Here is a 26,499-nt window from a genome sequence, read left to right as displayed (position 1 = left end):
GCGCGTTCCCGCAGCATCGCTTGGTGCTGTGGGGGCGCGCTGTTTAGTAGATCGCATCTCCGTACCGCAGGTACGGATCACTGGCGATCAGCGCCGCAACGTCGGCGTCGAGATCATCGCCATCGTCCAGTGGCGGTTCGAACGGGAAGGTCATGCCGAACTCACGTTCAAGATCCACCAGCGCCTCCATGCAATCATGGACGTTCTGCGTGAGGTCGAAGTCGTCGAGGATCTTGTGCCCGCGGGCGAAGAACGTCCTCACCCGGTCGCGCTCGCGCAGCCTAGAATCCAGGTCGATATTCCACCTCGGGTTGTGCGGGCTGATGTGCTCACCAATAAACCCTTCGGGTTGCGACAGCTGGTAGGTCCCGTCCGGGAACAGCCACACGATGTCACCGGTGGCGGGATCCGGGACGTAGTACGCCCGGCGGTCCGTCTTCACGTTGTGGTGCCGCTGACAGAGCGAGTACAAATTCGACGGGGTCGTCGCGCCATTTTCCTGGAACGGAACCCGGTGGTCCAGCTGGCATTCCGTGGCATCGCGGTCGCAGCCAGGCCAGATGCACACCCCGTCGCGGGCAATTGCGTAGGCGCGCATGCTAGACGACGGCACGTAGCCGGCAATCTCGTGCTCCGCTACCTCATCGAGGTTGATGATGCGCGGCGGGTTGGCCTCGGTGAGGTCGTCGAACTCGGACGTTCCCGCGGCGTCCGTCCACCCGCTTCCGGGGAAGAACACCGACGCCCCGGGCACGACGGTGCCCTCCGGGGTCAGCGGCGCGTACCCGAAAATGGTGACGTTGGGCTGCGTGGTGTGGCGGCCGGTGAGGATCAGTTTCGCGGCTTCGCTCTCGGAGACCTTGTGCTCCCGGGCAACCTGGCGGCGAAACTCCTTCATCACCGCGTGCGTCGTGTTGTCGCACTCAACCGTCAGGCCGGAGCGCTTGCCGGCGGAAAACTCGTAGAGGGTGAAGTCCTCAGCCGCCTTCGCCCGGTCCTTGCGCTTCTTCGGGTCGTAATCAACCCGCTCGTCGAACTTGGCGATGAACCGCTTCAGCCGGTGCGTGATCGCCTTCGGCGACAGCAGCGGCTGGTTTGCCTTGCGTGGGGTGAAAGTGTCGGTGAGATAGGCGTCGATAAGCTCCAGAACCTCGTGCGAGACCTCGGGGCAGAGTTCGGCGATGACGTTGTCGATGGCGACGAGCCTTTTGATGTCCAGCACGCGCGTGGTGCTTTGCGTGGATCGGAGCTGGGGCAGGTCGGAGAGGCGTCGATAAGCAAAAATGGCTTTTTCGATCGCTGACCTGCTCTCACCCACGGCCTCCTGGAGGGCTGCGACCTCCAGCTCGAAATCGTCGACGCAGTGCGCGGGATCTGCCCACGCCTTGAACAGCTCGAAGTCGGCATCGCGCTTGCGCTGCGCGAGCGCGGCGACGGCATCCCCCGGGCGCTGCGTCCTAAAGAAGTACTCGGTCGGGTCTAAGTGCTGAGTAGTGTTTTCCATGTCCCCCTCCTTGTTGCTCTGCATTGTAATCGAATGTAAAAGCGAGCACAATACTTACAAGCAGATTTTTTAACAAAAAATACGACAAGATGTTCTATAGAAAATTAAGATAAGTCGATCCGCGTTTTTTGGCGATCGAAACCCCGTGCCGTAGTCTTATACCCCTGTGTGTTCTCGCGCCCCGCAGTGGGAGTGACATCGTCCGTCGGGTCTCCACCGGCCGCCGTCAGGACGATGCTGGGCGCACGGCAAGGTTTCTGGCCGGCAGCCATCTAGGCAGACTTTAAGGAGTCATACATGTCTACTTACCACCCGAAGAGCGGTGACATTACCCGTCAGTGGTACGTCATCGACGCAACCGACGTGGTACTGGGCAAGCTCGCTTCCACCGCAGCGGACATCCTGCGCGGCAAGCACAAGCCCCAGTTCACGCCCAACGTTGACACCGGCGACCACGTCATCGTGATCAACGCCGACAAGGTCCACATCTCCTCCAACAAGCGCGAACGCGAGATGCGCTACCGCCACTCCGGTTACCCGGGCGGTTTGAAGTCCATGACCCTGGGTCGTGCTCTGGATGAGCGCCCGGATCGCGTCGTCGAGGAGGCAGTGCGCGGCATGATGCCGCACAACCGCCTTTCTCGCCAGTCCATCAAGAAGCTTCACGTCTTCGTCGGCTCCGAGCACCCCTACCAGGCTCAGAAGCCGGAAACCTTCGAGTTTAAGCAGGTGGCCCAGTAATGACCGAGCCGAACAACTACACCGAAGAGAACTTCGACGCAGAGGTCGACGTCAACCTGGCGACCGCCGCGACCGAGGAATTCAACTACACCATCGGCGACGCCGTCGCTCCCGTGGTGGAGGGGGAGTCCGAGGAGACCGTCGAGCCGGTGTCCCTGCACGAGGGTCCGATCCAGACCGTTGGCCGCCGTAAGCGCGCCATCGCCCGCGTCACCGTGACGGAGGGCGACGGCACCATCACCGTCAACGGCCGTGAGTTCGAGAACTACTTCCCGAACAAGCTGCACCAGCAGGACATCCTGCAGCCGCTGACGCTGCTCGATCGCGAGAGCCAGTTCAACATCAAGGCCAACATCTCCGGTGGCGGCCCCACCGGCCAGGCCGGTGCACTGCGCCTCGCTATCGCCCGCGCACTCAACGTTTACAACCCGGCTGAGCGCCCGACCCTGAAGAAGGCCGGCCTGCTCACCCGTGATGCACGTGCCGTGGAGCGCAAGAAGGCAGGTCTGCACAAGGCCCGCCGCGCACCGCAGTACTCGAAGCGTTAATCGCTTGTGCGCCTCGCCGCCCCCACGTTCGCCACTGCGAGCGCGGGGGCGGTTTTTGTATTCGCCACGGTGGGGTCCTGTCTGGGTGTGCGTGGTTGCTCGGGCATAATGACACGAATGACTCGCTTGTTTGGAACGGACGGCGTCCGTGGATTGGCCAATGAAGTTCTGACCGCTCCCTTGGCGCTGAAGCTGGGCGCAGCCGCCGCGATGGTGCTGACGGAGAACCGTGGTAGCGGCAAGCGCCGCCCGACCGCCATCATTGGGCGCGACCCGCGCGTCTCCGGCGAAATGCTGGCGGCCGCGATGGCAGCAGGCATGGCGTCGAAAGGTGTCAACGTGCTGCGCGTCGGCGTGATCCCAACCCCCGGCCTGGCCTTTCTTACCGACGACTACGGGGCCGACATCGGGGTAATGATTTCCGCCTCCCACAACCCCATGCCGGACAATGGCATCAAGTTCTTCTCCGCCGGCGGGCGCAAGCTTCCCGACGAGGTCGAGGACAAGATCGAAGCAGCGATGGAGCATCTGGACGACAACGGCCCGACCGGAACCGGCGTCGGGCGCGTCATCGAGGAAGCCCCCGATGCCCGCGAGCGCTACCTCGCTCACCTCAAGCGCGCGGTCACGACGGACCTGACCGGCATCAAGGTCGTGGTCGACTGCGCCAACGGCGCCGCCTACGAGATCGCGCCGAAGGCGTACGAGGCCGCGGGCGCCGAGGTGATTCCGATCTTCAACACCCCGGACGCGTTCAATATCAACGACGGTTCAGGCTCGACGCACATGGAGCAGGTGCAGCAGGCCGTCGTGCGCCACGGTGCCGACATCGGCTTGGCGCACGACGGCGATGCGGACCGCTGCCTTGCCGTCGACGCCAAGGGCAACATCGTCGACGGCGATCAGATCATGGCGATCCTCGCGACCGCGATGCGCGACAAGAACATCCTGCAGGAAAACACGCTGGTGGCGACGGTGATGAGCAACCTCGGCCTCAAGCTCGCGATGCAGCGCGAGGGAATCACCATGAAGCAGACCAAGGTGGGGGACCGTTACGTACTCGAGGAGCTCGGGCGCGGCGGCTACTCGCTCGGCGGCGAGCAGTCCGGCCACATCGTCGTGCCCGCCTTTGCGACGACCGGCGACGGCACCCTGTCCGGCCTGCTGCTGATGGCGCGCATGGCGGAAACCGGCAAGAGCCTTGAGGAACTTGCGGGCGTGATGAAGGTCCTGCCACAGGTGCTCATCAACGTCCCGGTGTCCGACAAGTCCTGCATCATCGACGCCGAAGACGTCAAGGCCGCGGTTGCGGAAGTCGAGGCTGAACTCGGTGACAACGGCCGCGTGTTGCTGCGGCCCTCGGGCACCGAGGAGGTATTCCGCGTCATGGTGGAGGCCTCTGAGCAGGAGCAAGCGCGCAAGATCGCGGGCCGCCTCGCGGCGGTCGTATCTTCGGTGTAGCTTTCACCCTGTAACCGGAACAACTTCTCACAGTGCCGAAAGTTTTTCCGGGATGCAGGGAACCGCATCGGGCTCGGGGGAGTCTAATCAGGGTGCAACTGTTGCGGTTGTGGGCCGGTAACGGCCGACATTGAAGGGGGATGTCATGGAGCAGGCTTTGAACGTGGATCCGGAAGCCGTTCGCCAACGGCTCGATTCCGCGATTGCCCAGTACGAGGAACTCGCGGCGCAGCTGCGCGACAACGCGCCTACCTTTCCGGCGCATGCCGTCGGGGCGGGTTTTGAAGCCCACGGGCGCGCGTTGGCGGAAGCCATGTCGCGGATGCAGGAGCGTAACGTCGAGTTCCTCGCCAACCGGGTTGAGGGATGGCGCCAGCTGCGTAGCCTGATGGATTCCGTGGAACAAACCGATGCCGCCAACGCGTCGGAGGTGGGGCTGCGATGACAACGACGGTGACGCAGAACCTCTCATCGTTAGCGGCGGAGGCGGCGACGATCCCAGGGTCGGACCCCGCGGTGGTGGCCAGGATCGACTCTGTTGCCAAAGCGATCGCCCGCGAATACCTCAAGACCGAGGGTATGAACCTCGATGTTGTAGCGGCGAGCGCGAACAAGCTGGGCACATCAGCCACTGCGCCCAGGCGCGGCCGCGGCATAGGCGGTTTCGCGGCCAATTTCATCAAAGACGTGCTCAGCAAGATCGGCGCCGAGCACACCTCCAACTGGTTCGACTCGATCGGTGTGTCCACCGATGAGAAGGGGCGCGAAGACGCCGAGGGGATCCAGGGGGATAACGCCGAGCAGCTGTGCCACGACGTGACCCACTGCTGCGACGCCATCCGCGAGATCGACACCACCGCCGACGAAGCCATTGGGGGAGTGGCCGACGTCATCTCCGCCCTGCTCAGCATCGCCAGGATCCACCCGATCGGCCGGAAGGCTGGGCTTATCCTGCCACTCGTCCTCAATGGCTTCGAGCAAATTAAAGGAATCGTAGACGACCGAAACGGCCAGGTTGAAACCTGCCTCGGAGCCGTCACGCAGGCGTGCAACGACATGCTCGAGCACCAGCCCCAACCTCACAAGCAGTGGGATTGCCCGCCGGTGAGCACCGCCCCGTCACCCACTGCACCCGCCGTGCCCGCCGCGCCCACCGCACCCGCCTCGCTTGACGACGGCTGCGAGCCCCAGGCACAACCCCAAGCCTCAACCCAAGCCCCGACCTCGATTTCTTTTAACTTCGATCTCGGTGCGTCATCTGAGCTGCAGACTCACTCCGTTGCATTGCAACCGCCCACCTGCGACGTCGCGGCGCAGTTCTCTTCGCCGCAACCTGACGCGTCACCGTTGACCGGGATTCTCGCGCAGATTGGGATCAGCATCACCCTGGAGTGCCTCAACCACCTGGCGGAAAGTATTGAGGCAGCCGCCGAGTGCCCGGGGGAGACCTGCTGCACCCACGGCGAGACGGAGGAAGTCGCCGAAGTTGCTCCCGCGGAACCCGTTGCCGCAGCGCCGCCGGAACTGGCGGAGGTCGAAGAGCCACCGGCGCCGGCTGCAAAGCTTCAGGCGGCAGGTCTCCAGACGCCCCCGCCTGCTCCACCGCCCGTGCAGGCTGAAACGCAGCCCGTGCAGGCTGAAACGCAGCCCGCGGAGGTTGAAACACCGCCCGCGGACCCTACACCCAAGATGAGGAAGTCAGGTGAATGGTGATGGATTTCGTCGAATTCGTGGAGCAGTACAAACTCCGAACCGCGAAACGGATGGTTGATTTCGAGGCGGCGATCGCCGAGGCTCACCGCCAAATGGAGCAAGCTGGGCGACAGCAGGCCATAGCGCGGGAAATGAAGCTGCGCCCGGCACCGGTCACCCCGCGGGGCGTTTACCGACCTGTGCGCCGAAACGGCCGCGTGCAGGGAGTGCTGCGCCGCGACGACAAGGACGAGACGTAGAGTCGCCCGCCCTCACGGCTCGGAAACTTAGAAGAAGGAGAAGCTGGAGTCGTCGCGAGTCAGGCCGGCGCGCTCCGCGAGATCGTCCCCGTGCAGCGAGGTGACCTTCGCGCCGGTGGCGTCGGCCTCGCTGAAGTCGGAGTACTTGCTCTGGCCGTCGAGCTGGTGAAGGAAGTAACCCACGAGCAGCCCGCGCACCGTTGCCTGCACCTTCCCGTTGGGGCGAGCCAGCCCCAGGATGCGCTTGACTATGCCGTCTTCGCTAAAGCTTGCCTGGCTCCCCTTGGCCGGGATTCGGTAAACCACATCTCCAGCCCAGTTGTACGCCAGTTTCGCGGGGTTGCCCGGGTCGAACAGGGAGTCGGAGTCATCGTCGGCCCCGATGACCATGCCCGGCAGGAAGATGTTCCGCGCCGCCTGGATCGACGAGGGCGCGGTGTTGGCCGGGTAAATCGCGGCGACGGCTTTGACCTTGTGGTTGTCCACCGCGGACAGCACTGCGGCGCCGCCGCCCATGCCGTGTCCCGCAACGCCAATCTTGCCCGGGGCCACGGTGATGTTTCCGTTGCCGAGGCGCACGCCCGCAAGGATCTGCATCGCACTGTCCAAGTCTGCGGAGAATCCGGCATGGTCAGGTTTGAAGCCCGACTCGGTGGCGGGGGCCGCGACGACAATTCCCCAGCTGGCCAGGTGGCGCAGGGTGGCATGGTAATCGTCGATGCTCTTCATCCAGTCGTGGCCGAAAGCAATCGCGGGAAGGCCCTCGCCTTCCGCCGGGGCGTACACCTTCCCAGGCAGGCCGGTGTAGCCAAGGTCGCCCTCGAGGACCCGGTGCGGGCCACGCTTTGTCAGATCAGACAGCTTCTTCAATTTCGCAGACACAACAGCAAGAATACGTCATGTTGTCAGTGGCAGGGGCGGTTGATGCGTAATTGGTTGGCGGTGCGGTCAGGTTGGGCGTCGAGAAGCAAGATGCGGGTGGGGGTAAGAGGTTGTATTAGGGTGGGGCGCATGTGTGGAATTGTTGGATATGTCGGCACGAAAGAATCGCTGCCCATCGCCGTTGAGGCCCTGCGCCGCATGGAATACCGCGGATACGATTCCGCGGGCGTTGCCGTTGTCGGCGAGAACGGCATTGCCAGCGCAAAGCGTGCCGGCAAGCTCGCCAACTTAGAGGACAAAATCTCTGAGATCGGCGAAGACACCCTCACCGGAACCACAGTTATCGGCCACACGCGCTGGGCCACCCACGGCCGACCGACGGACGAGAACGCGCACCCGCACATCTCCTTCGACGGCAAGGTCGCGATCGTGCACAACGGGATCATCGAGAACTTCGCCGCGCTGCGCGCGGAGCTCGAGCGCGACGGCGTCGAGCTGACTTCCGACACAGACTCTGAAACCGCCGCGCACCTGCTGGCCAAGGCGTACAACGAGGGGGAGACCGCGGGCGACTTCCGCGCCTCCGCGCTGCACGTTCTCAGCCGCCTGGAGGGCGCGTTCACGCTTTTGTTCGTGCACGCCGACCACCCCGACCAGATCATCGCCGCGCGTCGCTCTACGCCGCTGATGGTCGGCGTCGGCGAGGGCGAGATGTTCCTCGGCTCCGATGTCGCCGCCTTCATCGAGCACACGAAGCAGGCCGTCGAGCTGGGCCACGACTCCGTGGTGATCATCACCAAGGACGACTACGAGATCCTCAACTTCGACGGCACGCCCGCCGAGGGCAAACCATTTACCATCGACTGGGACCTCGAGGCCGCGGAGAAGGGCGGCTACGACTCCTTCATGATGAAGGAGATCTTCGAGCAGCCCGCCGCAGTGCGCGACACCCTGGCCGGCCACTGGGCCAACGGCCGTGTCACGCTGGATGAAAACAACCTCACCCCCACGGAGCTGAAGTCCTTCAACCAGGTGTTCGTTGTGGCCTGTGGATCCGCCTACCACTCCGGCCTGGCGGCCAAGTACGCCATCGAGCACTGGGTGCGCATCCCGGTCCAGATTGAGGTGGCCAGCGAGTTCCGCTACCGCGACCCGGTGCTCGACGAGCGCACGCTGGTGCTCGCGATCTCGCAGTCCGGCGAGACCGCCGACACGCTAGAGGCCGTGCGCCACGCGAAGACGCAGGGCGCGAAGGTGCTCGCGGTCTGCAACACCAACGGCTCGCAGATCCCGCGCGAGTCCGACGCTGTGCTCTACACCCACGCCGGCCCGGAGATCGGCGTGGCGTCGACCAAGGCGTTCCTCGCGCAGGTCGCGGCAAACTACATCGTCGGCCTCGCCCTGGCGCAAGCGAAGGGGACGAAATACCCGGACGAGATCACCGAGATCTGGAAGGAACTCGAGGCCATCCCGGACAAGATCGCCACCGCACTGACCGTGCGCGACGAGGTCAAGCGGATCTCTGAGACCCTGGGTGCTGTAAAAACCATGCTCTTCCTCGGCCGCGGCGTCGGCTTCCCGATCGCCCTGGAGGGCGCGCTCAAGCTCAAGGAGCTCGCCTACATCCACGCCGAGGGCTTCCCGGCGGGCGAGCTCAAGCACGGTCCGATCGCGCTGATTGAAGACGACCTGCCGGTCGTGGTCATCGTGCCCAGCCCGCGCGGCGTGAGCCAGCTGCACTCGAAGATCGTCTCCAATATCCAGGAGATCCGCGCGCGCGGGGCGAAGACGATCGTGATCGCGGAGGAGGGCGACACCGCCGTCGAGCCGTACGCCAACTGGCTGCTGCGCATCCCGCAGACGCCGACGATCATGCAGCCCCTGCTCGCCACCGTGCCGCTGCAGTTCCTTGCGGCGGACATCGCGCGCGAAAACGGCAACGAAGACATCGACAAGCCGCGCAACCTGGCCAAGTCGGTCACGGTCGAGTAGGCGCGAGAACCTTTCAGCATGCTCGGAGCCCTCTCCCTTGCTTTCGTCGACTCGATCAACCTGCTGCTGATCGGGGTGGTCGTCGCGGTGGGGATCGTCGTCAAGCACGCGTACGCGAAAATCACTTCGCTGCTGATCATCGGCGACTGGCTGGGTGTGGCCAGCCTCGCGCTAGTCATGCTCGTTATTTTCGACGGCCTCGGACCCGTGGTAAAGAGCTTCGTTGAGGGCCCCGTCTTCGGCGTCGTGCTCATCGCGACGGGCGTGGTCACAGGCCTTTTGGCCCTGCGCGGCGGGGATCACTCCGCGGTGGTGGAAAAGGTCATGGTGCCGCTGCGCACGCCTGGGCCGAAAACCGTGGCCACGGGGTTTGTCCTGGGGTTGATTCAGTCGGCGACGTCCGTGCCGTTCTACGGCGGGCTGGCGCTGCTGTCGACCGCCGGCATCGAGCCCGCGGTGCGCTATCTCTCGCTCGTGCTGTACGCCACGGTGGCGCTGAGCCTGCCCACGGCCTGCGCGCTCGTGGTGGCGTGGGTGCGCCGGAGCCCGGACAGCGCCGCCGGCCGCGGTTTCGCCTGGGCTCGGGCCAACCCGCGCCCGGTAACGCTCACGGCGACGTGGGCAGTGTCCGTGCTACTGGTGATCCTCGGTGGACTCCACCTCGTCTAGATCCGGCACAATAGTGGCCATGGATCTGCTCACCGCACGCATTGACTTGGACGCGATCGCGCACAACACGCGCCTGTTGTCCCAGCTCGCGGGCGGCGCGCGCCTGATGTGCGTGGTCAAAGCCGACGCCTACAACCACGGTGTCGCCCGGGTCGTGCCGGTGATGGACGCCGCGGGCGCCGACGCCTTCGGCACCGCCACGCTCGCCGAGGCTGCCGAGGTACGCGAGCTGACCGCCAAGCCCGTGGTGTCGTGGCTGTGGGTGCCGGGCCAGGACATCCCCGCCGGCATCGAGCTCGGCGTGCCCACCCTGGAGCATCTTCGCTGGCTTATCGACACCCACATCGGCGCCCCCCTGCACATCAAAGTGGACACCGGCATGCACCGCTCGGGGCTCATCGAGGCGCACTGGGACGAGGCGTTCTCCCTCGCGGCGCGCGCCGGGCTCAACGTGCGCGGGCTAATGAGCCACCTCGCCGTGGCCGACGAGCCGGCGCACCCGTACAACGACGTCCAAGCCCGGGCGTTTCGCCGCGCGATCGAGCGCGCCCGCGCGCACGGCCTCGACGTGCAGTGCAACCACCTCGCCAACACGCCGTCGCTGCTCAGCCGCCCGGATCTTGTTTTCGACCAGGTCCGCGCCGGGCTGGGCCTCTACGGGCTCGAACCGATCGCGGGGGCCGAGCACGGCCTGCGCCCGGCGATGACGTGGGTGGCGCGGATCCTTGCGGTCAAGCCGCTGGCGGCGGGCGAGGCGCTGAGCTACGGGCTGACCTGGAGCGCGCCTGAGGACGGGTTCATCGCGGTCGTTCCGGCGGGTTACGCCGACGGCGTGGGGCGCTCCTGGCAGGGCAACCTGGATGTGGCCATCGGCGCCAGGCGCTACCCGCAGGTGGGGCGCGTGTGCATGGACCAGTTCCTGGTCTGGCTCGGTGGCAACCCGGAGGGTGTGGCGGGGGGCGACGAGGCGATCATCTTCGGCGCCGGCGGGATGAGCGCGACCGAGCTCGCCGAGCGCGTCGGCACCATCAACTACGAGATCGTGTGCTCCCCGAAGGGGCGCACGGTGCGCAGCTTTCACGGAGGTAGGCAGGCATGAGGGGCGATTTCCCGGAGAACGGCTCGCGGCGCTGCGACACCGCGGCCGAGACGAAGCAGCTCGGCCACGAGCTGGGCGCAGCCCTCGAGGCGGGCGACGTGGTCATCCTCGACGGCCCGCTCGGGGCGGGCAAGACGACGTTCACGCAAGGCATCGCGGACGGCATGGGGGTTTCAGGTCGGGTGACCAGCCCGACGTTCGTCATTGCCCGCGAGCACAGGTCGCGGGACGGCGGGCCGTCGCTCGTGCACGTCGACGCCTACCGGCTCATCGGTGAGGGCTCGTCCGGCGACCCGCTCGGCGAGCTCGATGCGCTGGACTTGGAGACGGACCTTGACACGGCAGTTGTTGTCGCGGAGTGGGGCGGGGGATTGGTCGAGCAGATCGCCTCGGCCTACCTCAAGGTCACGATTGACCGCGAGACGCTCGTCGCCCAGGATCCGGACTCCGAGGGCAGGCTGATCTTTTGGGAAATAAGAGTCCCAGAGCAGTAGCGATGTAGGATCTAGTCCATGCTGAAGCTGAACAACGCCAACCGCCGCTGGATCGGGCTCGCCCTCGCCCTGTGGGTAATCGTCCTCATCGCCATCATTTTTATCCCCATGACGAGGGGAGGGGCGCAGGTGAGCCACACCAACTCGCTCGCCCAGAGCCTGCAGGCTACCGAGGCCGCCAACGGCGACTCGGTCGTGGCGGAGCTGGTTAACCCCGCGCTGGTGTACGACGATTCCTTCGCCGGCTACACCACGATGTGCCCGACGGATCCGGCTGAGCTGACCCTGGCGAAGCTGCAGGCGTTCGACCTAGATGCCGCCGAGGTCGACCTGAGCGGCAAGTACGGCTACATGGTTCTGCTGCCCGCGGAGCGCGGCGGCGATGTCACCCTGGACAAGATCAACCTGGACACCGTGAACATCTGCACCGTCGCGCAGTCCGAGTCCTTCCCGCTGAACACCCCGATCCCGTTCTACGTCAACGAGGGCACGTGGACGATGGGCATTAACTCCTAAGGGAGCTCGCTTGTGATCGTTCTGGCACTGGACACCGCGACGAGCGACCTCGTGGTCGGCCTCGTCGACGCGTCGGATGAGCCCCGGACGATCGCGGAATCGGTGACACAGACGCGGGCCCACAACGAGCGGCTCGTGCCCGAGGTCACCCGGCTTTTGGACCAGGCAGGGCTCGGTTTCGGCGACCTCACGGCGATCGTCGTCGGCTGCGGCCCCGGCCCCTTCACCGGGCTGCGCGTCGGCATGGCCACGGCGGGAGCCTTCGGTCAAGCGCTGGGGATCCCCGTCCATGGCGTGGTCACCCACGACGCCGTCGCCTCGCTTATCGACGCCCCCACCGAGCGCCCCGTTGTCGTGGCCACTGACGCGCGGCGCAAGGAAATCTATTGGGCGAAGTTCGTCGGCGGCGCGCGCGTCGCGGGGCCGAGCGTTACGGCTCCGGGGGACGTCGATACGCGCGGAGCGGCCGTGATTAGCGTCCCGGAGCACCTGAGCCCGCAGCTTGAGGTAGGCGAGGCGACCGTGACCTACGTAGCGCCGAGCCCGGTCGGGCTCGCGCGCGTTGCGGACCTCGACGCCGAGCCCGCGCCGCTGGTCCCGCTCTACCTCAGGCGGCCGGACGCGGTGCCGCCGAAGCCCGCCGCGCGCTCGGCCGCGATTCCGGCCGTGGACCTCGGGGAGCTTGCGTGAGGCTGCGGGAGTTAACCATCGCGGACGCCACCCGCGTCGCCGAGATTGAGCAGGCGTTGTTCGTCGGCGACAACCCGTGGTCGCGCGATGTCTTCGTGGCGCAGTTCGCGCAGCCGTACACCTTCTACGTCGGCGCCTTCGTCGAGGATGAGGCTGACGCCGAAGAAGTGCTCGTCGGTTACGCGGGGCTGGCCATGCTCGGCCCGCGCGACGACCCAGAGTTCGAGGTCCACACCATCGCGGTGGACGGCGCCTACCAGGGCCGCGGCATCGGGCGGGTGCTCATGGACCAGCTCGTGCACACCGCCGACCTGATGGGCGGGCCAATGTTTCTAGAGGTGCGCACGGACAACACCCCGGCAATCGCGCTGTATGAGAGCTACGGTTTTTCGGTGTTGGCGACGCGCAAGGCGTACTACCAGCCGTCGGGCGCAGACGCGTTTTCCATGATGAGGCACCCGCGCGGCGAGGAGGATCCAGGGACATGATCGTTTTAGGTATCGAGACCTCCTGTGACGAAACCGCGGTCGGGATCGTCGCGCTGGGCAACGACGGGTCGATGGAGATCCTCGCCGACCGGGTGGCGTCGTCCATGCACGAGCACGCCCGGTTCGGCGGCGTGGTGCCGGAGATCGCGTCGCGAGCCCACCTCGAGGCGCTGCCGCAGGTGATGGAGGCGGCGCTGAGCGATGCCGGGATCATCAAACCCGATGCCGTCGCCGCCACGGTTGGTCCGGGACTGGCCGGGGCGCTGCTCGTCGGGGCGTCGGCAGCTAAGGCGTACGCGGCGGCGTGGGGCGTGGACTTCTACGGCGTCAATCACCTCGGCGGGCACGTCGCGGTGGCGAACCTCGACGGCGCCGAGGACCTGCCGCACTCGGTGGCGCTGCTCGTCTCCGGCGGGCACACGCAGCTGCTGGAGGTCGAGGCCGTGGGCAAGCCGATGCGGGAGCTGGGCAGCACGCTTGACGACGCCGCCGGCGAGGCGTACGACAAGGTCGCACGCCTTCTGGGGCTGGGGTACCCGGGCGGGCCGGTCGTCGATAAGCTCGCGGCGAAAGGCACCGCCTCGATTCCTTTCCCGCGCGGGCTGAGCAAGGCCGAGGACCTGCGAGGCGAGCACCGCTACGACTTTTCCTTTTCGGGGCTGAAGACCTCCGTGGCGCGCTACGTGGAGGCCGCAGAGCGCGAGGGGCGCGTGATCTCGGTGGAGGATGTGTGCGCGTCGTTCCAGGAGGCGGTGTGCGACGTCTTGACTAAAAAAGCGCTGATGGCCTGCGAGGATACCGGCGCGCGCGTGCTGCTTTTGGGCGGCGGAGTGGCGGCGAACCGGCGACTGCGCGAGCTCGCCGCACAGCGCTGCGAGGCCGCCGGCGTTGAGCTGCGCGTGCCGCGGCTGTCGCTGTGCACGGACAACGGCGTGATGATCGCGGCGCTGGCCGCGCAGCTGATCCACGAGGGCGGGACGGCCTCGAGTCTCGGGGTGGGCACGGACACCACTCTCGACGTCGCGGTGCCGCTCGTGCATGTTGTCAGTTAGCACTCTCGGGGGTAGAGTGCCAGTAGGTTGCATTGAGCACAGTTGTTCACCCGCGACGACGGCTGCAGCTGGATGAAAACCGACTGAAGTAATTCACTCACGCTCAAAACATCACGAAAGGTCATTGATCGATCATGGCAAACGTCAACATCAAGCCGCTCGAGGACAAGGTCCTGGTTCAGATCGCTGAGGCGGAGACCACCACCGCTTCCGGCCTGGTCATCCCCGATTCTGCCGCTGAGAAGCCGCAGGAAGCCGTCGTCATCGCTGTGGGCCCGGGCCGTCTCGACGACTCCGGCAACCGCGTACCCGTCGACGTCAAGGAGGGCGACACCGTCGTGTTCTCCAAGTACGGCGGCACCGAGCTGAAGTACAACGGCGAGGAGTACCTGCTGCTCTCCGCCCGCGACCTGCTCGCCGTTGTCGAGAAGTAGGAACGGGGTCTAGAGCCACCCATGGCAAAACTTATTGCATTTGATCAAGAGGCCCGTGAGGGCATCCAGCGCGGCGTGGACGTTCTCGCCGACGCTGTGAAGGTCACCCTCGGCCCGCGCGGCCGCAACGTGGTCCTGTCCAAGGCCTTCGGCGGCCCGGCAGTGACCAACGACGGCGTGACCATCGCCCGCGAGATTGACCTCGAGGACCCGTTTGAGAACCTCGGCGCGCAGCTGGTCAAGTCCGTCGCCGTCAAGACCAACGACATCGCCGGCGACGGCACCACCACCGCGACCCTGCTCGCCCAGGCGCTCGTCGCCGAGGGCCTGCGCAACGTCGCCGCGGGCGCGAACCCCGTCGAGCTGAACAAGGGCATCAAGGCCGCCGCCGAGAAGGCCGTCGAGGAGCTCAAGGCCCGCGCCACCGCAGTCTCCGCCTCGGCGGAGATCGCCAACGTGGCCACCGTGTCCTCGCGCGACTCGGAGGTCGGTGAGATGGTCGCCGGCGCGATGGACAAGGTGGGCAAGGACGGCGTTGTCACCGTCGAGGAGTCCCAGACCATGGACTCCTACGTTGACCTGACCGAGGGCATCTCCTTTGACAAGGGATTTCTCTCGCCGTACTTCATGACCGACCCCGACGCCGGCCAGGCAGTGCTTGACGACGCCCGCGTGCTGCTGGTGCGCGGCAAGATCTCCTCGCTGCCCGACTTCCTGCCGCTGCTGGAGCAGATCGCCGCGGAATCCGTGTCGCTGCTCATCATCGCCGAGGACGTCGAGGGCGAGCCGCTCCAGACGCTGGTGGTCAACACCATCCGCAAGTCGCTGAAGGTCGTTGCCGTAAAGTCCCCGTACTTCGGTGAGCGCCGCGCGGCGTTCATGGACGACCTCGCGGTGGTCACCGACGCCACCGTGATCGACCCGGAGGTCGGCGTTAACCTCAAGGACGCCACCCTGAACCTGCTCGGTTCCGCCCGCCGCGTCACGGTGACCAAGGATGACACCATCATCGTCGACGGCGCCGGATCCGCCGAGGCCGTCGAGGAGCGTCGCGCGAAGATCCGCCGCGACATCGAGGCCACGGACTCGACCTGGGACAAGGAAAAGATGGAGGAGCGCCTGGCCAAGCTGTCCGGCGGTGTCGCCGTCATCCGCGTCGGTGCTGCCACCGAGACCGAGGTCAACGAGCGCAAGTTGCGCGTCGAGGACGCGATCAACGCGGCCCGCGCAGCCGTGCAGGAGGGTATCATCGCCGGCGGCGGCTCCGCCCTCGTGCAGATCTCCCGCGAGCTCGAGGCGTATGCCGACAACTTCGAGGGTGAGCAGCGCACCGGCGTGCTCGCGGTGTCGCGCGCGCTGACCAAGCCTGCCTACTGGATCGCGGAGAACGCGGGCCTTGATGGCGCCGTTGTGGTGTCCAAGGTCGCGGAGCGCTCCAACGGCGAAGGCTTCAACGCCGCCACGCTCGAGTACGGCAACCTCATCGAGGAGGGCATCATCGACCCGGTGAAGGTGACCCACTCCGCAGTGGTCAACGCCGCGTCCGTGGCGCGGATGATCCTGACCACCGAGGCGTCCGTGGTGACCAAGCCGGCTGAGTCCGGCGACGACCACGGTCATCACCACCACCACCACTAGTTAGAGCGCACGTAAAAAGGGCCCCTTGCGAGGGGCCCTTTTTAAGGTGTCTACTTCGCGGAGACCGCGGCGACCTTCATCCCGCCGCGCGAGGAGCCGGCGCGCAGGATGGCCTGGCGCTCGGACTCGCTCATGCCGCCCCAGATGCCGTAGGGCTCGGCTACCTGCAGCGCGTGGTCGCGGCACTGCGACAGCACCGGGCAGTTGTAGCAGATGGCCTTGGCGCGGTTTTCACGCTGGGTGCGGGCGCGTCCTCGCTCGCCGTCCGGATGGTAGAACACCTCTGATGCTTCGCCGCGGCAGGCGCCGTGGAGCTGCCAATCCCAAAAATCTGCGTTCGGTCCGGGAAGCTGCTGAGGCTGAGACATGAAAGTTGAGACTCCTTTATCCGCGGCGCCGTGAGAACGAGGATTCACACAGCGTTTTCCTTTGTATAGCTGCGGTGTGTGCACCAAGGAGGAAGTTAAGTCTGCCATGGTTAACGTAGAGTTTCGCGAGGGTTACGCTGAGCTTGAAAGCCTGAAAGGCCCGCGAAAATAATGGCAGTAAGCTGGGAGTTTGATGAAGGTTAAAGCTCGGTGAATTCTTGACGATAGCCCCCAATAAGACCATTTACCCACCTCAGTTAGCCCGTTTAAGGTACGGCAGCGTAGGATGTGCGCCAACTGTGAATGGGTGCGGAAGGGAGTGCAGTGGCTGCGTCGGAAGTAGACAGCCAGCTCGCGGGTTTAGTTCCGCTGGCTGCAGCGGGTGACCGCCGCGCCCTGCAGGACGTGGTGCGGCTCATACACCCGCTCGTGCTGCGCTACGCCCGCGCTCGGCTTGGCGGGGGACGCATGCCCACACCCGAAGACGTTGCGCAGGAAATCTGCCTCGCGGTGGCGACCTCGATTGAGAAGTACGTTGATCGCGGCAAGCCGTTCATGGCGTTCGTTTACGGCATCGCGTTCAACAAGGTTGCCGACGCGCACCGAAGCCTGGCGCGTGACAAGCTCTCCCCGACGGAGCAGGTTCCAGACGAGGAACTTTCCGGCGAGACACCGGAGGAGTTCATACTGGTCAGCGATGGTAGTAACAGAGTTCGTGAACTTCTCGATTTACTGAGTGATAAGGCTAGAGACATCATCATCCTGCGCGTGTTTGTCGGACTCTCCGCTGAGGAAACAGCGGAGGCCGTCGGCGGCACCGCAGGCGCTGTACGAGTGGCGCAGCACCGCGCCCTAGCCACCCTGAGAAAAGCTATCCAAGAAGGTGGGAGCTATGAGTCGTCACTATAACGGCAACGACAGCACGCCAGAGCTGCAGTCGCTTGTCGACGACGACGCGTTCCTCACCGCACTCTCCCGCGGCGAGGACCCGTCCGGCGGCAGCGATCCGCTCGCCGCGATGCTCCTTGAGCTGCGTGACGACGTCCACCAAGAGATGCCCCCGGCCCCCGTCGTGAAGACCCCTGCTCGCCACAAGCGCCCCCACCCGCTGCTCGCGGGCCTGGTCGGCGCTGCCGCGGCGACCGTCATCGTGGCTGGATCCGGCGCCGCACTGTACAACGCCACGCCCGGTTCCCCGCTGTGGCGTGCATCGACCGCCGTGTTCGGCGAGCGCACCTCCGTGGTCGAGCTTGCCAGCACGCTCGAAGAGCTCGAGGTCGCCAGCGCGAAGGGCGATGTCGAGGGCGCGCGCAACCTGCTGAATCAGGCACGCGCGCTTGTCAACGCCATTGGTGCGCGAGAAAACGCCCCAGCAGCTCCGGAGAACCCGGAGAACCCGGAGAATAACGTCACCGTCACGGTGACGGAGACCCGGCAGCCGCAGGCCCCGGCCCCGGTTGCGGCCGAGCCCTCCGATAACCCGCAGCCTGCCTCCGAACCGGCCGCGACGGTCACGCAGACCGTGACGGTGACGCAGACCGTCACCGAGCCCGCGCCGACCAGCGCCGCCCCGGTTACGGCGACGACGCCAACGGGCGAGCCGACACCCCCGCCCACCTCGCCGTCAACGGCGAACGAAGCAGCCTTGCGTTAGCTAGCGCGCGTCGAGCCCGTCGAGGTAGCCCAGGGCGTAATCCCACGGCACGTACGCCTCGACGTTGGGCTGGGCGCTTGGTTCGTGGACCGGGGGCAGCTCACCGTTGAGCGTGGCGAGCATGTTCTGCTCCATAATTTCCCAGTCGTAGTAGTGCATCTCTTCGCAATCCTCGCACAGGAAGTAGATGCCTAGGATGCCGCGCGGGCGCAGAACGTCCTTGAACTCGCGGACCTGGGCGAGGTCGCGGATGATGTGGACGCGCTCCTCGTCGGTGAGCGGTTCGACGACTTCGTCGTCCTCGATAAACGATGCCGGATCGTTCGGGTCATCCTTGAACGGGTCGAGGGGCATCATATCGTCATAGTTCACACTGCCTAACCCTAATTGCCCAGCCCGACATGGGGCAATTCCGGTGCCGCGATATATCATGACGTAAACGACCGGGATGAACATCGGCTTTTCTATTTAAGGGGAGATGCGGTTTATGGCGACCGAGCGAGTACTCACAGGCGGAGACGACCCAAACAAGGTGGCTCTGCGCGGCCTGACCTTCGATGACGTGTTGCTGCTTCCCGCCGAATCCCACATCGTCCCCTCCGAGGTGTCGACGGCGACGCAGTTCACCCGCAACATCCGGCTTGGCATCCCGATCGCGTCTGCCGCGATGGATACCGTCACCGAGTCGCGTATGGCGATCGCTATGGCGCGTCAGGGCGGTATCGGCGTGTTGCACCGCAACTTAAGCGCCCGGGACCAAGCGGAGCACGTCGACATTGTGAAGCGCTCTGAGTCCGGAATGATTTCGGATCCCGTCACCGCCTCTCCCGAGATGACGCTGCACGACGTCGACGCGCTGTGCGCCCGGTTCCGCATCTCCGGCCTGCCTGTCGTCGATGACTCGGGCACCCTCGTCGGCATCATCACCAACCGCGACATGCGCTTCGAGGCGGATTTTGACCGCTCCGTGTCCGAGGTGATGACGGCAATGCCGCTCGTGGTGGCCCGCGACGGGGTGTCCAAGGAGGAAGCGCTGGCGCTGCTATCGGCCAACAAGGTGGAAAAGCTGCCGATCGTTAACGAGGCTGGGTCGCTGACCGGCCTGATCACCGTGAAGGACTTCGTCAAGTCCGAGCAGTACCCCAACGCGTCGAAGGACAGCCAGGGCCGGCTGCTGGTGGCCGCCGGGATCGGCACCGGCGAGGACTCCTACGACCGCGCCGGGCTCCTAGTCGAGGCCGGCGTCGATGCGCTGGTGGTCGATTCGGCGCACGCGCACAACAACCGCGTGCTCGAGATGGTCGCGCGGGTGAAGAAGGACTTCGGCGACCGGGTCGATGTTATCGGCGGCAACCTCGCCACCCGCAGCGCGGCCCAGGCCATGATCGATGCCGGTGCGGACGCCATCAAGGTTGGTATCGGCCCGGGTTCGATTTGCACCACGCGCGTCGTCGCTGGCGTGGGCGCGCCACAGATCACGGCGATCCTTGAGGCGTCGGTGCCGGCGCACAAGGCAGGGGTGCCGGTGATCGCCGACGGCGGCATGCAGCATTCCGGCGACGTCGCTAAGGCGCTGGCGGCGGGCGCATCCACGGTGATGCTGGGCTCGATGCTGGCGGGGACAAAGGAGGCCCCGGGCGACATCGTCGTCGTGGGCGGCAAGCAGTACAAGCGCTACCGCGGCATGGGCTCGATGGGCGCGATGCAGGGCCGTGGGCTGTCGGGGGAGAAGCGTTCGTTTTCCAAGGACCGCTACTTCCAGGCGGATGTCGCCAGCGAGGATAAGCTGGTGCCGGAGGGCATCGAGGGGCGCGTGCCGTACCGCGGTGAGCTTGACTCGATTACGCACCAGATTGTTGGCGGTTTGCGCGCGGCGATGGGTTACACCGGCTCGTCGTCGGTCGAAGAGCTGCAGACCAAGCAGTTTGTGCAGATCACCACCGCTGGCCTGCGCGAGTCCCACCCGCACGACATCACCCAGACCGTCGAGGCCCCCAACTACCGCGGCTAAGCATCCGTTTATCGACGCCCACCTGACCACTACCCAAGAAAGCGAACGTACATGCGCGATTACGTGGAGATCGGAATCGGGCGCGAGGCCCGCAAGGCATACCGGCTAGGCGATATCTCTCTGGTGCCCTCGCGTCGCACGAGGTCCTCCTCGGACGTGGACACGAGCTGGCACATCGACGCCTACACCTTCGACATGCCGCTGGTTGCGCACCCGACGGATGCGCTGGCGAGCCCCGAGTTCGTGATCGAGATGGGAAAGCGCGGCGGTCTGGGCGTGCTCAACGCCGAGGGGATCCTGGCGCGCCACGCCTCGTTCGAGGAGGCCGTATCCCGCGTTGTGGGGTCCGGTGTGAAAAGCGAAGTCGCTGATTCCGATTACTCGATTTCGGAGTTCCGCCGCGCAAGCCGTGACACCACGGCTGCCCTGCAAGAGCTGCACGCCGCGCCGCTCGACCACGACCTGCTTTCCGAGCGCATCGCCCAAGTCCGCGACGCCGGGGTGACCGTTGCCGTGCGCGTCTCCCCGCAGAACGCCCGCGAACTCGCGCCGGTTGTGATCAAGGCCGGGGCCGAGCTCCTGTTTATCCAGGGCACGGTCATCTCCGCGGAGTACGTCAAGCGGGGCGGGGAGCCGCTGGACCTGAAAGAGTTCATCGGCAGCCTCGAGGTGCCCGTGATCGCGGGCGCGGTGTACGACTACACCACCGCAACCCACCTGATGCGCGCCGGCGCGGCGGGCGTCATCGTCGGCTCCGGAGCGGTATCGAGCTACCCCTCGGTCGGCGTGGGAGTGCCCATGGCCACCGCCATCGCCGACGTCGCTGCAGCGCGCCGCGAGTACCTCGACGAGACGGGCGGGCGCTACGTCCACGTGATTGCCGACGGGGAGATTCTCAGCAGCGGGGATGTCGCCGCGGCGATCGCCTGCGGCGCGGACGCCGTGATGCTTGGCCTGCCGCTTGCCCAGGCAGAGGAAGCGGGGGGTCAGGGCTACTACTGGGAATCGGCGGCCGCGCACCCGCGCTACCCGCGGGGTTCGGTAGAGCCCTACGATCTGTTCGGCAAGCGTATCCCCCTCGAGCGGGTGCTCCACGGCCCCGCTGCGGAACCCAACGGGACGACAAACGTGGTCGGAGGTTTGCGCCGCATCATGGCAAAGTGCGGTTACACGGACATCAAGTCGTTCCAGAAGGTTGGTCTGACGGTTCAGCGCTAGCGCTGCCGGAGTATTTTCGCCGGCGGCGCGTCGGCTAATATCTGCAGTTGTGACTACAGCCCAGCAGCGCCCCGTCCTTGTTGTCGATTTCGGAGCCCAGTACGCGCAGCTCATTGCTCGCCGCGTGCGCGAAGCCCGCGTGTACTCGGAAGTCGTTCCCTCCACGGTGACAGCCGCGGAGGTGCGGGAGAAAAACCCCGTGGCGCTCGTGCTTTCCGGCGGTCCCTCATCCGTCTACGAGGAGGGCGCGCCGCAGCTCGACCCCGAGATCTTTGAGCTGGGGTTGCCCATCTTCGGCATCTGCTACGGCTTCCAGGTGATGACCCAAGCGCTCGGCGGCAAGGTAGAGAAGACCGGCGCGCGCGAGTACGGGCGGACCACGATGCTGAGCACCGACGGCGTGCTCCACGGCGGTCTGCCGACCGAGCACCCCGTGTGGATGAGCCACGGTGATTCCGTTACCCAGGCCCCGGAGGGTTTCGTGGTGTCCGCGTCGACGCCGGGTGCTCCCGTGGCGGCTTTTGAGAACGTCGAGAAGCGGTTTGCGGGTGTTCAGTACCACCCGGAGGTCATGCACTCGCCGCACGGGCAGCAGGTGCTGACGCGCTTTTTAACCGACATTGCGGGCTTGGAGCAGTCGTGGACGGCGTCGAACATTGCCGAGCAGCTCATTGAGCAGGTGCGTGAGCAGATCGGTGAGGACGGGCACGCGATCTGCGGCCTGTCCGGCGGCGTAGACTCCGCCGTCGCTGCGGCACTCGTGCAGCGCGCCATCGGCGACCGTCTGACCTGCGTCTTCGTCGACCACGGCCTGCTGCGCCTGGGCGAGCGCGAACAGGTGGAGCAGGACTTCGTCGCCGCGACCGGCGCGAAGCTGGTCACCGTCGACGAGCGCGAGGCGTTCTTGGACAAGCTGGCGGGTGTGACCGAGCCGGAGGCGAAGCGCAAGGCCATTGGCGCGGAGTTCATCCGCTCCTTTGAGCGCGCCGTGAGCACCGTGCTGTCGGACCACACCGTGGATTTCCTGGTGCAGGGCACCCTGTACCCGGACGTTGTTGAATCCGGCGGGGGAACGGGCACCGCGAACATTAAGAGCCACCACAACGTGGGCGGGCTGCCTGACGACGTCGAGTTCAAGCTCGTTGAGCCGCTGCGGCTGCTGTTCAAGGACGAGGTGCGCGCCGTCGGCCGCGAGCTGGGCCTGCCCGAGGTGATCGTCAACCGCCAGCCCTTCCCGGGCCCGGGCCTGGGCATCAGGATCATCGGCGAGGTCACCGAGCAGCGTCTGGAGACGCTGCGCCAGGCGGACGCGATCGCGCGCGAGGAGCTCACCCGCGCGGGCCTGGACAGCCAGATCTGGCAGTGCCCGGTGGTGCTGCTTGCCGACGTCCGCTCCGTCGGTGTCCAGGGCGATGGACGCACCTACGGCCACCCGATCGTTTTGCGCCCGGTCGCCTCGGAAGACGCGATGACGGCTGATTGGGTGCGCGTGCCGTACGAGGTGCTCGAGACCATCTCCACTCGCATTACCAACGAGGTCTCTGAGGTCAACCGCGTGGTTGTGGACATCACGTCGAAGCCGCCGGGGACCATCGAGTGGGAGTAGCCCCTACGCCGCGCGAACCTCAATGTCACCGATACCAACGGTGACGTTGAGCTGCAGCACCCCGCCGTCGGCGTCCTCGTTGAGTGTGTCTGGGCAGTTGTGGGTTCCGATACCTTCCCCGCACGCGAACTCCACGCGGGTGTCCCGAGGAGGGATGATCGTGAGGGTGCCCACTCCGTGCTGGACGTCGACTTCGCGGTCGTCGTCAAGCGGCTTCAGGCCAGACAGGTCGAGCGTCGCATCGCCGATGCCCGAGCTGTAGGAGGACGCGAGGTCGTCGGTTGCGGTGATCGTGGTGTCCACCGGCACCTCGGGTTTGTAGATGATGTATCCGCCGGCTGCGCTGACCAGGACAATCGCCGTGAACAATGCGATGCCTAGGCCGACGAGCCACCCCACCCACCGGTTACGCTTGGGCGCTTGCGTGACGACGGGCTCCGTTGGCGGTTCCGGCAGGTGCCAGAGCTCGGGGGCAACGCCGAGGGGATCCCACTGCGGCGGGGTGGTGCGACCCACGGTGGGGTGCGGGTAGCCGGCGGGGGTTGTGAGGTGGGAGGTGTCAACCTGCGGCCCAGCGGTGGTGGCGCTGGTGGAGACGCTTAGCCCCGCCGGCGGTGCGGGATGCGCGCGGTGCAGCAGGTAAAACGCCCCGGTGGCGATAAAGAGGGTGATCACGGACGCGGTGGCGAGGCCGCCCGTGCCGATCGTGATGGAGGGCAGGAAGATGATCAGGCCGACAAGCAGTGCCCAGCCGGTGTCGCGGTCCTTCTTTTCCAGCGCGCTGAGCTGGACTTTAGGGGTGTTGATGGCGCGCCATGGCGAGGTGGTCATGCCGTAGCGGGGCATGTTCATCCACAGCAGGAGGTAGACGAAGATGCCGCCGCCGAAGGTCAGGGTCAGGCCGACGAAGGCGAGGCGGACGATGATGGGGTCGATTTGGTAGCGGGCTCCGATGCCCTCGCACACGCCGGCGACCAGGGCGTTGCCGCCCTGGCTTTTGGGAATGCGTACGGGGCGGGTGTACCACATGTCTTTGAGCGTTGTCTCGATGCTGGTGTTGGTGTCCATGACTTAAGGATCGCGCGTGAGGGCCTCGAAGCGCTATCGGGAAGCGCCCTGATTTCGCGGTTCAGGGTTATCCCTGATTTGCCTGAGAAGTTTAAGTGCAACAATCGGGGGCATGACTTCTACCACCGCGTATACCCCTGCCCCGGGGCGGCTGTACCCGCGTTTCGAGCGGCGCCGCTCCGGCCGCGTCGTTGCGGGAGCGGCGGCGGGGCTGGCCACGCACCTTGGGGTGCGGGTGCAGTGGGTGCGCATCGCGTTGGCCCTGTCGTGCTTCGCCAGCGGTTTGGGGCTGATCCTGTACGCGCTGCTGTGGGTGTTTACCCCGCTAGAAGCCACGAAGACACCCCCTGACGCCAATGCGACCGGCGATTGGCCGCGGGTGTCGTACGTGCTGATGGCGGCGGTCGGTTTGGCGGGGGCGGCCGTGTCGATCACGGTGGTCGGCGGCGCCGGTGGCGCGTTTTCCTTCATCCTGGGCGTCGTCGCCGTTGGTGCGGTGGTGGCGTGGCAGGCGTACGACCGGGGGATGTCGTCGGCAAGCAATGTCGTGGCGCTGGCGTTGGGCATCGTGCTGGTGATGGGCGGGGTGCTGGCGATCGCGCTGTCGGGCGAGGCCGCGGGCACGGCCAACATCGTGGTCGCGGTCGTGGCCAGCATGTTCGGCGTGCTGCTGCTCGTCGTCCCGCTCATCGTGCGCCTGGCGTCTTCACTTGTGGAGGAGCGCCAAGCCAAGGCCGTGGCGGACCAACGCGCGGAAATCGCCTCGCGCCTTCACGATTCGGTGTTGCAGACGCTGGCGCTGATTCAAAAGCGGGCCAGCGACCCCGAGGAGGTCGCCAGGCTCGCGCGCGGCCAGGAGCGCGAGCTGCGCACATGGCTTTTCGACGCTGAGGACACGCGCAGTAAGCACACGACCGCCACGGTGTTCGCCGCGCTGCACAAAGCGGCGGGGGAGGTCGAGGACCTCTACTCGGTGGTGATCCGCCCGGTCACCGTCGGCGAGGACGTGGCCTTTAGCGAGGCGACGGAACCGATCGTGCTCGCCGCGCGCGAGGCCATGGCCAACTCCGCCAAGCACGCTGGCGTGGACACGCTTGACGTGTACGTGGAAAACCTCGCCGGTGAGCTCAGCGTGTTCGTGCGCGATCGGGGCTCGGGCTTCGACGTCGACGCGGTGCCGGAGCACCGCCACGGGGTGCGCGACTCCATCGTGGGACGCATGGAGCGCGCCGGGGGACGCGCGGTGGTGCGGTCGTCGATAGGCGAGGGCACCGAGGTTGAGCTGAGCTTGAGCGTCTAGGCGCTACAGAGCGGGGTAGTCGTTGTAGCCGGTGTCCCCGCCGGTGTAGAACGTGGAAGCATCCGGGGTGTTCTCCGCGGCGCCGGTCTTCCAGCGCTCGATCAGGTCCGGGTTGGCCAGAAGCGGGCGCGCCACCGCGGGCCCGTCCGCCCAGCCGTTTTCCACCATCGCCACGGCCTCCTCGCGCGAGCTGGTGCGCTTTTCCAAGATGGTCGTGTTGCCGAAGATGGTGCCGGCAAAACGGTCGCGCACAAGCTGCGCGCACGGGCCGGCCAGGTCGGGCTGCTCAAGCGAGATGTAGGCGAGGCCGGTGTCGGCGAGGGCGTCGACAAGCACGGCGTAGGTTGCCAGCGTGTGGTCCTGGTCGGACTCGTCGACGCCCTGGATGCTCACGCCCGGGCAGATGCGGATGCCGAGCCGGTCCGCGCCGATCTCCGCGGCGACGGCTTGGGCAACCGAGATGGGGTACGCGGCGCGCTTGGCGGGGGTGCCGCCGTATTCGTCGTCGCGGACGTTGGAGTTCTTGCCCAAGAAGGTGTGCAGGAAGTAGCCGTTCGCGGCGTGGAGCTCGACGCCGTCGAACCCGGCGTCCATCGCGCGGCGCGCCGCGGCGACGAACTCGCCCCGGGCGCGCTCGAGTTGCTCGATCGTGGCTTCCGCAGGCGTGGCGTAGGGCAGGTGGTTGCCCTCGGCGTCGCGGGTGTGGCCGTCGTGGGCGACGGCGCTGGGCGCCTCCACGGGTAGACCGGTGATCTCCGAGTGCGTGTTCCAGCCCGCGTGCATGAGCTGGACCACGATGGTTCCGCCGGCGTCGTGCACTGCGTCGGTGACCTTGCGCCAGGCGGGGATGTGCTTATCGTCGTAGATGCCGGGCTGGAGGAACTGGACGCGGCCCGCCTGCGAGGGCGAGGTGCCGTCGGTGACGAGCAGCCCGACGGAGGCGCGGTCGCGGAAGTAGCGCACCATGCGGGGCGTCGGCGTGCCGTCGGCGGCCGCGCGCAGCCTGCCCATCGGTGCTTGCATCACTCGGTTACGCAGCTTCAGGGCGCCGGCGGTGATTGGTTCCCAAAGGATATCGGTAGAGGTCATGGGCTCCTCTCGGTGAAATAGATAC

The 26,499-nt window shown here is 66.1% G+C and carries 28 protein-coding genes; 22 read left to right on the top strand and 6 right to left on the bottom strand.

The annotated features are described in order from the left end of the window. Positions 1-43: 43 nt before the first annotated feature. Complete coding sequence (locus E3227_RS02175) at positions 44-1,504, bottom strand: HNH endonuclease signature motif containing protein (RefSeq protein ID WP_144317407.1); 1,461 nt, start codon at positions 1,502-1,504, stop codon at positions 44-46. Positions 1,505-1,801: 297 nt separating this feature from the next. On the opposite strand from E3227_RS02175, the gene rplM reads away from it, so the two are divergent. The 6 genes from rplM to E3227_RS02145 all read left to right on the top strand — a co-directional run bounded on the left by rplM (position 1,802) and on the right by E3227_RS02145 (position 6,206). Beyond that, positions 1,802-2,245 carry a 50S ribosomal protein L13 gene (gene rplM, locus E3227_RS02170; protein WP_136650817.1) on the top strand — a complete coding sequence of 148 codons (444 nt, stop codon included), beginning with the start codon at positions 1,802-1,804 and terminating at the stop codon, positions 2,243-2,245. Beyond that, complete coding sequence (gene rpsI, locus E3227_RS02165; RefSeq protein WP_144317406.1) at positions 2,245-2,793, top strand: 30S ribosomal protein S9; 549 nt, start codon at positions 2,245-2,247, stop codon at positions 2,791-2,793. The genes rplM and rpsI overlap by 1 nt, the downstream gene beginning before the upstream one ends. Before the next feature lie 117 nt (positions 2,794-2,910). Next, positions 2,911-4,254 carry a phosphoglucosamine mutase gene (gene glmM, locus E3227_RS02160; protein WP_144317405.1) on the top strand — a complete coding sequence of 448 codons (1,344 nt, stop codon included), beginning with the start codon at positions 2,911-2,913 and terminating at the stop codon, positions 4,252-4,254. A gap of 145 nt (positions 4,255-4,399) precedes the next feature. Continuing rightward, positions 4,400-4,699 carry a hypothetical protein gene (locus E3227_RS02155; protein ID WP_136650820.1) on the top strand — a complete coding sequence of 100 codons (300 nt, stop codon included), beginning with the start codon at positions 4,400-4,402 and terminating at the stop codon, positions 4,697-4,699. Continuing rightward, positions 4,696-5,967 carry a hypothetical protein gene (locus E3227_RS02150; RefSeq protein ID WP_144317404.1) on the top strand — a complete coding sequence of 424 codons (1,272 nt, stop codon included), beginning with the start codon at positions 4,696-4,698 and terminating at the stop codon, positions 5,965-5,967. The genes E3227_RS02155 and E3227_RS02150 overlap by 4 nt, the downstream gene beginning before the upstream one ends. Continuing rightward, positions 5,967-6,206, top strand: coding sequence for a hypothetical protein (locus E3227_RS02145; RefSeq protein WP_040422383.1), 240 nt, complete (start codon positions 5,967-5,969; stop codon positions 6,204-6,206). Before E3227_RS02150 ends, E3227_RS02145 begins: the two co-directional genes overlap by 1 nt. A 27-nt stretch (positions 6,207-6,233) precedes the next feature. Here E3227_RS02145 and E3227_RS02140 read toward each other — a convergent pair whose 3' ends face one another. Next, positions 6,234-7,088: a poly(ethylene terephthalate) hydrolase family protein gene (locus E3227_RS02140; RefSeq protein ID WP_144317403.1), complete on the bottom strand. Its 855-nt coding sequence runs from the start codon at positions 7,086-7,088 to the stop codon at positions 6,234-6,236. Positions 7,089-7,217: 129 nt separating this feature from the next. Between E3227_RS02140 and glmS the strand changes: the two genes are divergently transcribed. The 10 genes from glmS (at position 7,218) to groL (ending at position 16,160) form a co-directional block, all read left to right on the top strand. Continuing rightward, a complete protein-coding gene (glmS, locus tag E3227_RS02135) occupies positions 7,218-9,080 on the top strand; it encodes a glutamine--fructose-6-phosphate transaminase (isomerizing) (RefSeq protein WP_136650823.1) in 1,863 nt (620 codons plus the stop codon). A gap of 18 nt (positions 9,081-9,098) precedes the next feature. Further along, positions 9,099-9,749, top strand: coding sequence for a sulfite exporter TauE/SafE family protein (locus E3227_RS02130; RefSeq protein WP_136650824.1), 651 nt, complete (start codon positions 9,099-9,101; stop codon positions 9,747-9,749). Between the two features lie 19 nt (positions 9,750-9,768). Further along, the gene (gene alr, locus E3227_RS02125; RefSeq protein WP_144317402.1) at positions 9,769-10,848 is read left to right on the top strand and encodes an alanine racemase; all 1,080 of its coding nucleotides are present in this window, start codon (positions 9,769-9,771) and stop codon (positions 10,846-10,848) included. Next, positions 10,845-11,342 (top strand): tRNA (adenosine(37)-N6)-threonylcarbamoyltransferase complex ATPase subunit type 1 TsaE, encoded by a 498-nt coding sequence (gene tsaE, locus E3227_RS02120; protein WP_136650826.1) that lies wholly within the window; start codon positions 10,845-10,847, stop codon positions 11,340-11,342. The genes alr and tsaE overlap by 4 nt, the downstream gene beginning before the upstream one ends. An 18-nt stretch (positions 11,343-11,360) precedes the next feature. Beyond that, positions 11,361-11,858 (top strand): hypothetical protein, encoded by a 498-nt coding sequence (locus E3227_RS02115; protein ID WP_136650827.1) that lies wholly within the window; start codon positions 11,361-11,363, stop codon positions 11,856-11,858. A gap of 12 nt (positions 11,859-11,870) precedes the next feature. Further along, positions 11,871-12,548, top strand: coding sequence for a tRNA (adenosine(37)-N6)-threonylcarbamoyltransferase complex dimerization subunit type 1 TsaB (tsaB, locus tag E3227_RS02110; RefSeq protein ID WP_136650828.1), 678 nt, complete (start codon positions 11,871-11,873; stop codon positions 12,546-12,548). Beyond that, positions 12,545-13,036 carry a ribosomal protein S18-alanine N-acetyltransferase gene (rimI, locus tag E3227_RS02105; protein WP_136650829.1) on the top strand — a complete coding sequence of 164 codons (492 nt, stop codon included), beginning with the start codon at positions 12,545-12,547 and terminating at the stop codon, positions 13,034-13,036. The genes tsaB and rimI overlap by 4 nt, the downstream gene beginning before the upstream one ends. Further along, positions 13,033-14,088, top strand: a complete 1,056-nt coding sequence (gene tsaD / locus E3227_RS02100) for a tRNA (adenosine(37)-N6)-threonylcarbamoyltransferase complex transferase subunit TsaD (protein WP_144317401.1) — start codon at positions 13,033-13,035, stop codon at positions 14,086-14,088. The genes rimI and tsaD overlap by 4 nt, the downstream gene beginning before the upstream one ends. Before the next feature lie 134 nt (positions 14,089-14,222). Beyond that, positions 14,223-14,522 (top strand): co-chaperone GroES, encoded by a 300-nt coding sequence (gene groES, locus E3227_RS02095; protein WP_006839505.1) that lies wholly within the window; start codon positions 14,223-14,225, stop codon positions 14,520-14,522. Between the two features lie 21 nt (positions 14,523-14,543). Further along, positions 14,544-16,160, top strand: coding sequence for a chaperonin GroEL (gene groL, locus E3227_RS02090; RefSeq protein ID WP_136650831.1), 1,617 nt, complete (start codon positions 14,544-14,546; stop codon positions 16,158-16,160). A 50-nt stretch (positions 16,161-16,210) separates the two neighbouring features. Here groL and E3227_RS02085 read toward each other — a convergent pair whose 3' ends face one another. Then, a complete protein-coding gene (locus E3227_RS02085) occupies positions 16,211-16,528 on the bottom strand; it encodes a WhiB family transcriptional regulator (RefSeq protein WP_136650832.1) in 318 nt (105 codons plus the stop codon). Between the two features lie 324 nt (positions 16,529-16,852). Here E3227_RS02085 and E3227_RS02080 point away from each other — a divergent pair, with 324 nt between their 5' ends. Next, the gene (locus E3227_RS02080) at positions 16,853-17,437 is read left to right on the top strand and encodes a sigma-70 family RNA polymerase sigma factor (RefSeq protein ID WP_374058452.1); all 585 of its coding nucleotides are present in this window, start codon (positions 16,853-16,855) and stop codon (positions 17,435-17,437) included. After that, entirely contained in the window at positions 17,421-18,182 is a 762-nt protein-coding gene (locus E3227_RS02075; protein WP_211346242.1) for a hypothetical protein, read from the top strand. The genes E3227_RS02080 and E3227_RS02075 overlap by 17 nt, the downstream gene beginning before the upstream one ends. Here the strand turns inward: E3227_RS02075 and E3227_RS02070 are convergent, their stop codons facing one another. Further along, positions 18,183-18,554 carry a DUF5319 domain-containing protein gene (locus E3227_RS02070; RefSeq protein WP_170228610.1) on the bottom strand — a complete coding sequence of 124 codons (372 nt, stop codon included), beginning with the start codon at positions 18,552-18,554 and terminating at the stop codon, positions 18,183-18,185. Between the two features lie 115 nt (positions 18,555-18,669). On the opposite strand from E3227_RS02070, the gene guaB reads away from it, so the two are divergent. The 3 genes from guaB to guaA are packed head-to-tail and all read left to right on the top strand — an operon-like array spanning position 18,670 to position 23,017. Further along, positions 18,670-20,193, top strand: coding sequence for an IMP dehydrogenase (guaB, locus tag E3227_RS02065; protein WP_136650834.1), 1,524 nt, complete (start codon positions 18,670-18,672; stop codon positions 20,191-20,193). A gap of 51 nt (positions 20,194-20,244) precedes the next feature. Beyond that, positions 20,245-21,411: a GuaB3 family IMP dehydrogenase-related protein gene (locus E3227_RS02060; RefSeq protein WP_136650835.1), complete on the top strand. Its 1,167-nt coding sequence runs from the start codon at positions 20,245-20,247 to the stop codon at positions 21,409-21,411. Between the two features lie 49 nt (positions 21,412-21,460). Then, positions 21,461-23,017, top strand: coding sequence for a glutamine-hydrolyzing GMP synthase (gene guaA, locus E3227_RS02055; RefSeq protein WP_136650836.1), 1,557 nt, complete (start codon positions 21,461-21,463; stop codon positions 23,015-23,017). A gap of 3 nt (positions 23,018-23,020) precedes the next feature. On the opposite strand, the gene E3227_RS02050 is transcribed toward guaA, so the two are convergent. Beyond that, on the bottom strand, positions 23,021-24,085 hold the full coding sequence (locus E3227_RS02050) for a PspC domain-containing protein (protein ID WP_144317400.1): 1,065 nt from the start codon (positions 24,083-24,085) through the stop codon (positions 23,021-23,023). Between the two features lie 112 nt (positions 24,086-24,197). On the opposite strand from E3227_RS02050, the gene E3227_RS02045 reads away from it, so the two are divergent. Further along, positions 24,198-25,385 carry an ATP-binding protein gene (locus E3227_RS02045; RefSeq protein ID WP_144317399.1) on the top strand — a complete coding sequence of 396 codons (1,188 nt, stop codon included), beginning with the start codon at positions 24,198-24,200 and terminating at the stop codon, positions 25,383-25,385. Positions 25,386-25,388: 3 nt separating this feature from the next. On the opposite strand, the gene E3227_RS02040 is transcribed toward E3227_RS02045, so the two are convergent. Beyond that, positions 25,389-26,474 (bottom strand): oxidoreductase, encoded by a 1,086-nt coding sequence (locus E3227_RS02040; RefSeq protein WP_144317398.1) that lies wholly within the window; start codon positions 26,472-26,474, stop codon positions 25,389-25,391. Positions 26,475-26,499 lie beyond the last annotated feature (25 nt).

This window comes from Corynebacterium sanguinis, assembly GCF_007641235.1.
In the GTDB taxonomy this organism is placed as follows: domain Bacteria; phylum Actinomycetota; class Actinomycetes; order Mycobacteriales; family Mycobacteriaceae; genus Corynebacterium; species Corynebacterium sanguinis.
The sequence above is the reverse complement of the archived record's forward strand: the minus strand, read 5'-3'. Positions and strand labels throughout refer to the sequence as shown.

Bases quoted from the DNA above. Each gene is read 5' to 3' on its own strand.
- E3227_RS02175 (WP_144317407.1), bottom strand. From the start codon at position 1,504: ATGGAAAACACTACTCAGCACTTAGACCCGACCGAGTACTTCTTTAGG.
- rplM (WP_136650817.1), top strand. From the start codon at position 1,802: ATGTCTACTTACCACCCGAAGAGCGGTGACATTACCCGTCAGTGGTAC.
- rpsI (WP_144317406.1), top strand. From the start codon at position 2,245: ATGACCGAGCCGAACAACTACACCGAAGAGAACTTCGACGCAGAGGTC.
- glmM (WP_144317405.1), top strand. From the start codon at position 2,911: ATGACTCGCTTGTTTGGAACGGACGGCGTCCGTGGATTGGCCAATGAA.
- E3227_RS02155 (WP_136650820.1), top strand. From the start codon at position 4,400: ATGGAGCAGGCTTTGAACGTGGATCCGGAAGCCGTTCGCCAACGGCTC.
- E3227_RS02150 (WP_144317404.1), top strand. From the start codon at position 4,696: ATGACAACGACGGTGACGCAGAACCTCTCATCGTTAGCGGCGGAGGCG.
- E3227_RS02145 (WP_040422383.1), top strand. From the start codon at position 5,967: ATGGATTTCGTCGAATTCGTGGAGCAGTACAAACTCCGAACCGCGAAA.
- glmS (WP_136650823.1), top strand. From the start codon at position 7,218: ATGTGTGGAATTGTTGGATATGTCGGCACGAAAGAATCGCTGCCCATC.
- E3227_RS02130 (WP_136650824.1), top strand. From the start codon at position 9,099: ATGCTCGGAGCCCTCTCCCTTGCTTTCGTCGACTCGATCAACCTGCTG.
- alr (WP_144317402.1), top strand. From the start codon at position 9,769: ATGGATCTGCTCACCGCACGCATTGACTTGGACGCGATCGCGCACAAC.
- tsaE (WP_136650826.1), top strand. From the start codon at position 10,845: ATGAGGGGCGATTTCCCGGAGAACGGCTCGCGGCGCTGCGACACCGCG.
- E3227_RS02115 (WP_136650827.1), top strand. From the start codon at position 11,361: ATGCTGAAGCTGAACAACGCCAACCGCCGCTGGATCGGGCTCGCCCTC.
- tsaD (WP_144317401.1), top strand. From the start codon at position 13,033: ATGATCGTTTTAGGTATCGAGACCTCCTGTGACGAAACCGCGGTCGGG.
- groES (WP_006839505.1), top strand. From the start codon at position 14,223: ATGGCAAACGTCAACATCAAGCCGCTCGAGGACAAGGTCCTGGTTCAG.
- groL (WP_136650831.1), top strand. From the start codon at position 14,544: ATGGCAAAACTTATTGCATTTGATCAAGAGGCCCGTGAGGGCATCCAG.
- E3227_RS02085 (WP_136650832.1), bottom strand. From the start codon at position 16,528: ATGTCTCAGCCTCAGCAGCTTCCCGGACCGAACGCAGATTTTTGGGAT.
- E3227_RS02075 (WP_211346242.1), top strand. From the start codon at position 17,421: ATGAGTCGTCACTATAACGGCAACGACAGCACGCCAGAGCTGCAGTCG.
- guaB (WP_136650834.1), top strand. From the start codon at position 18,670: ATGGCGACCGAGCGAGTACTCACAGGCGGAGACGACCCAAACAAGGTG.
- E3227_RS02060 (WP_136650835.1), top strand. From the start codon at position 20,245: ATGCGCGATTACGTGGAGATCGGAATCGGGCGCGAGGCCCGCAAGGCA.
- E3227_RS02050 (WP_144317400.1), bottom strand. From the start codon at position 24,085: ATGGACACCAACACCAGCATCGAGACAACGCTCAAAGACATGTGGTAC.
- E3227_RS02045 (WP_144317399.1), top strand. From the start codon at position 24,198: ATGACTTCTACCACCGCGTATACCCCTGCCCCGGGGCGGCTGTACCCG.
- E3227_RS02040 (WP_144317398.1), bottom strand. From the start codon at position 26,474: ATGACCTCTACCGATATCCTTTGGGAACCAATCACCGCCGGCGCCCTG.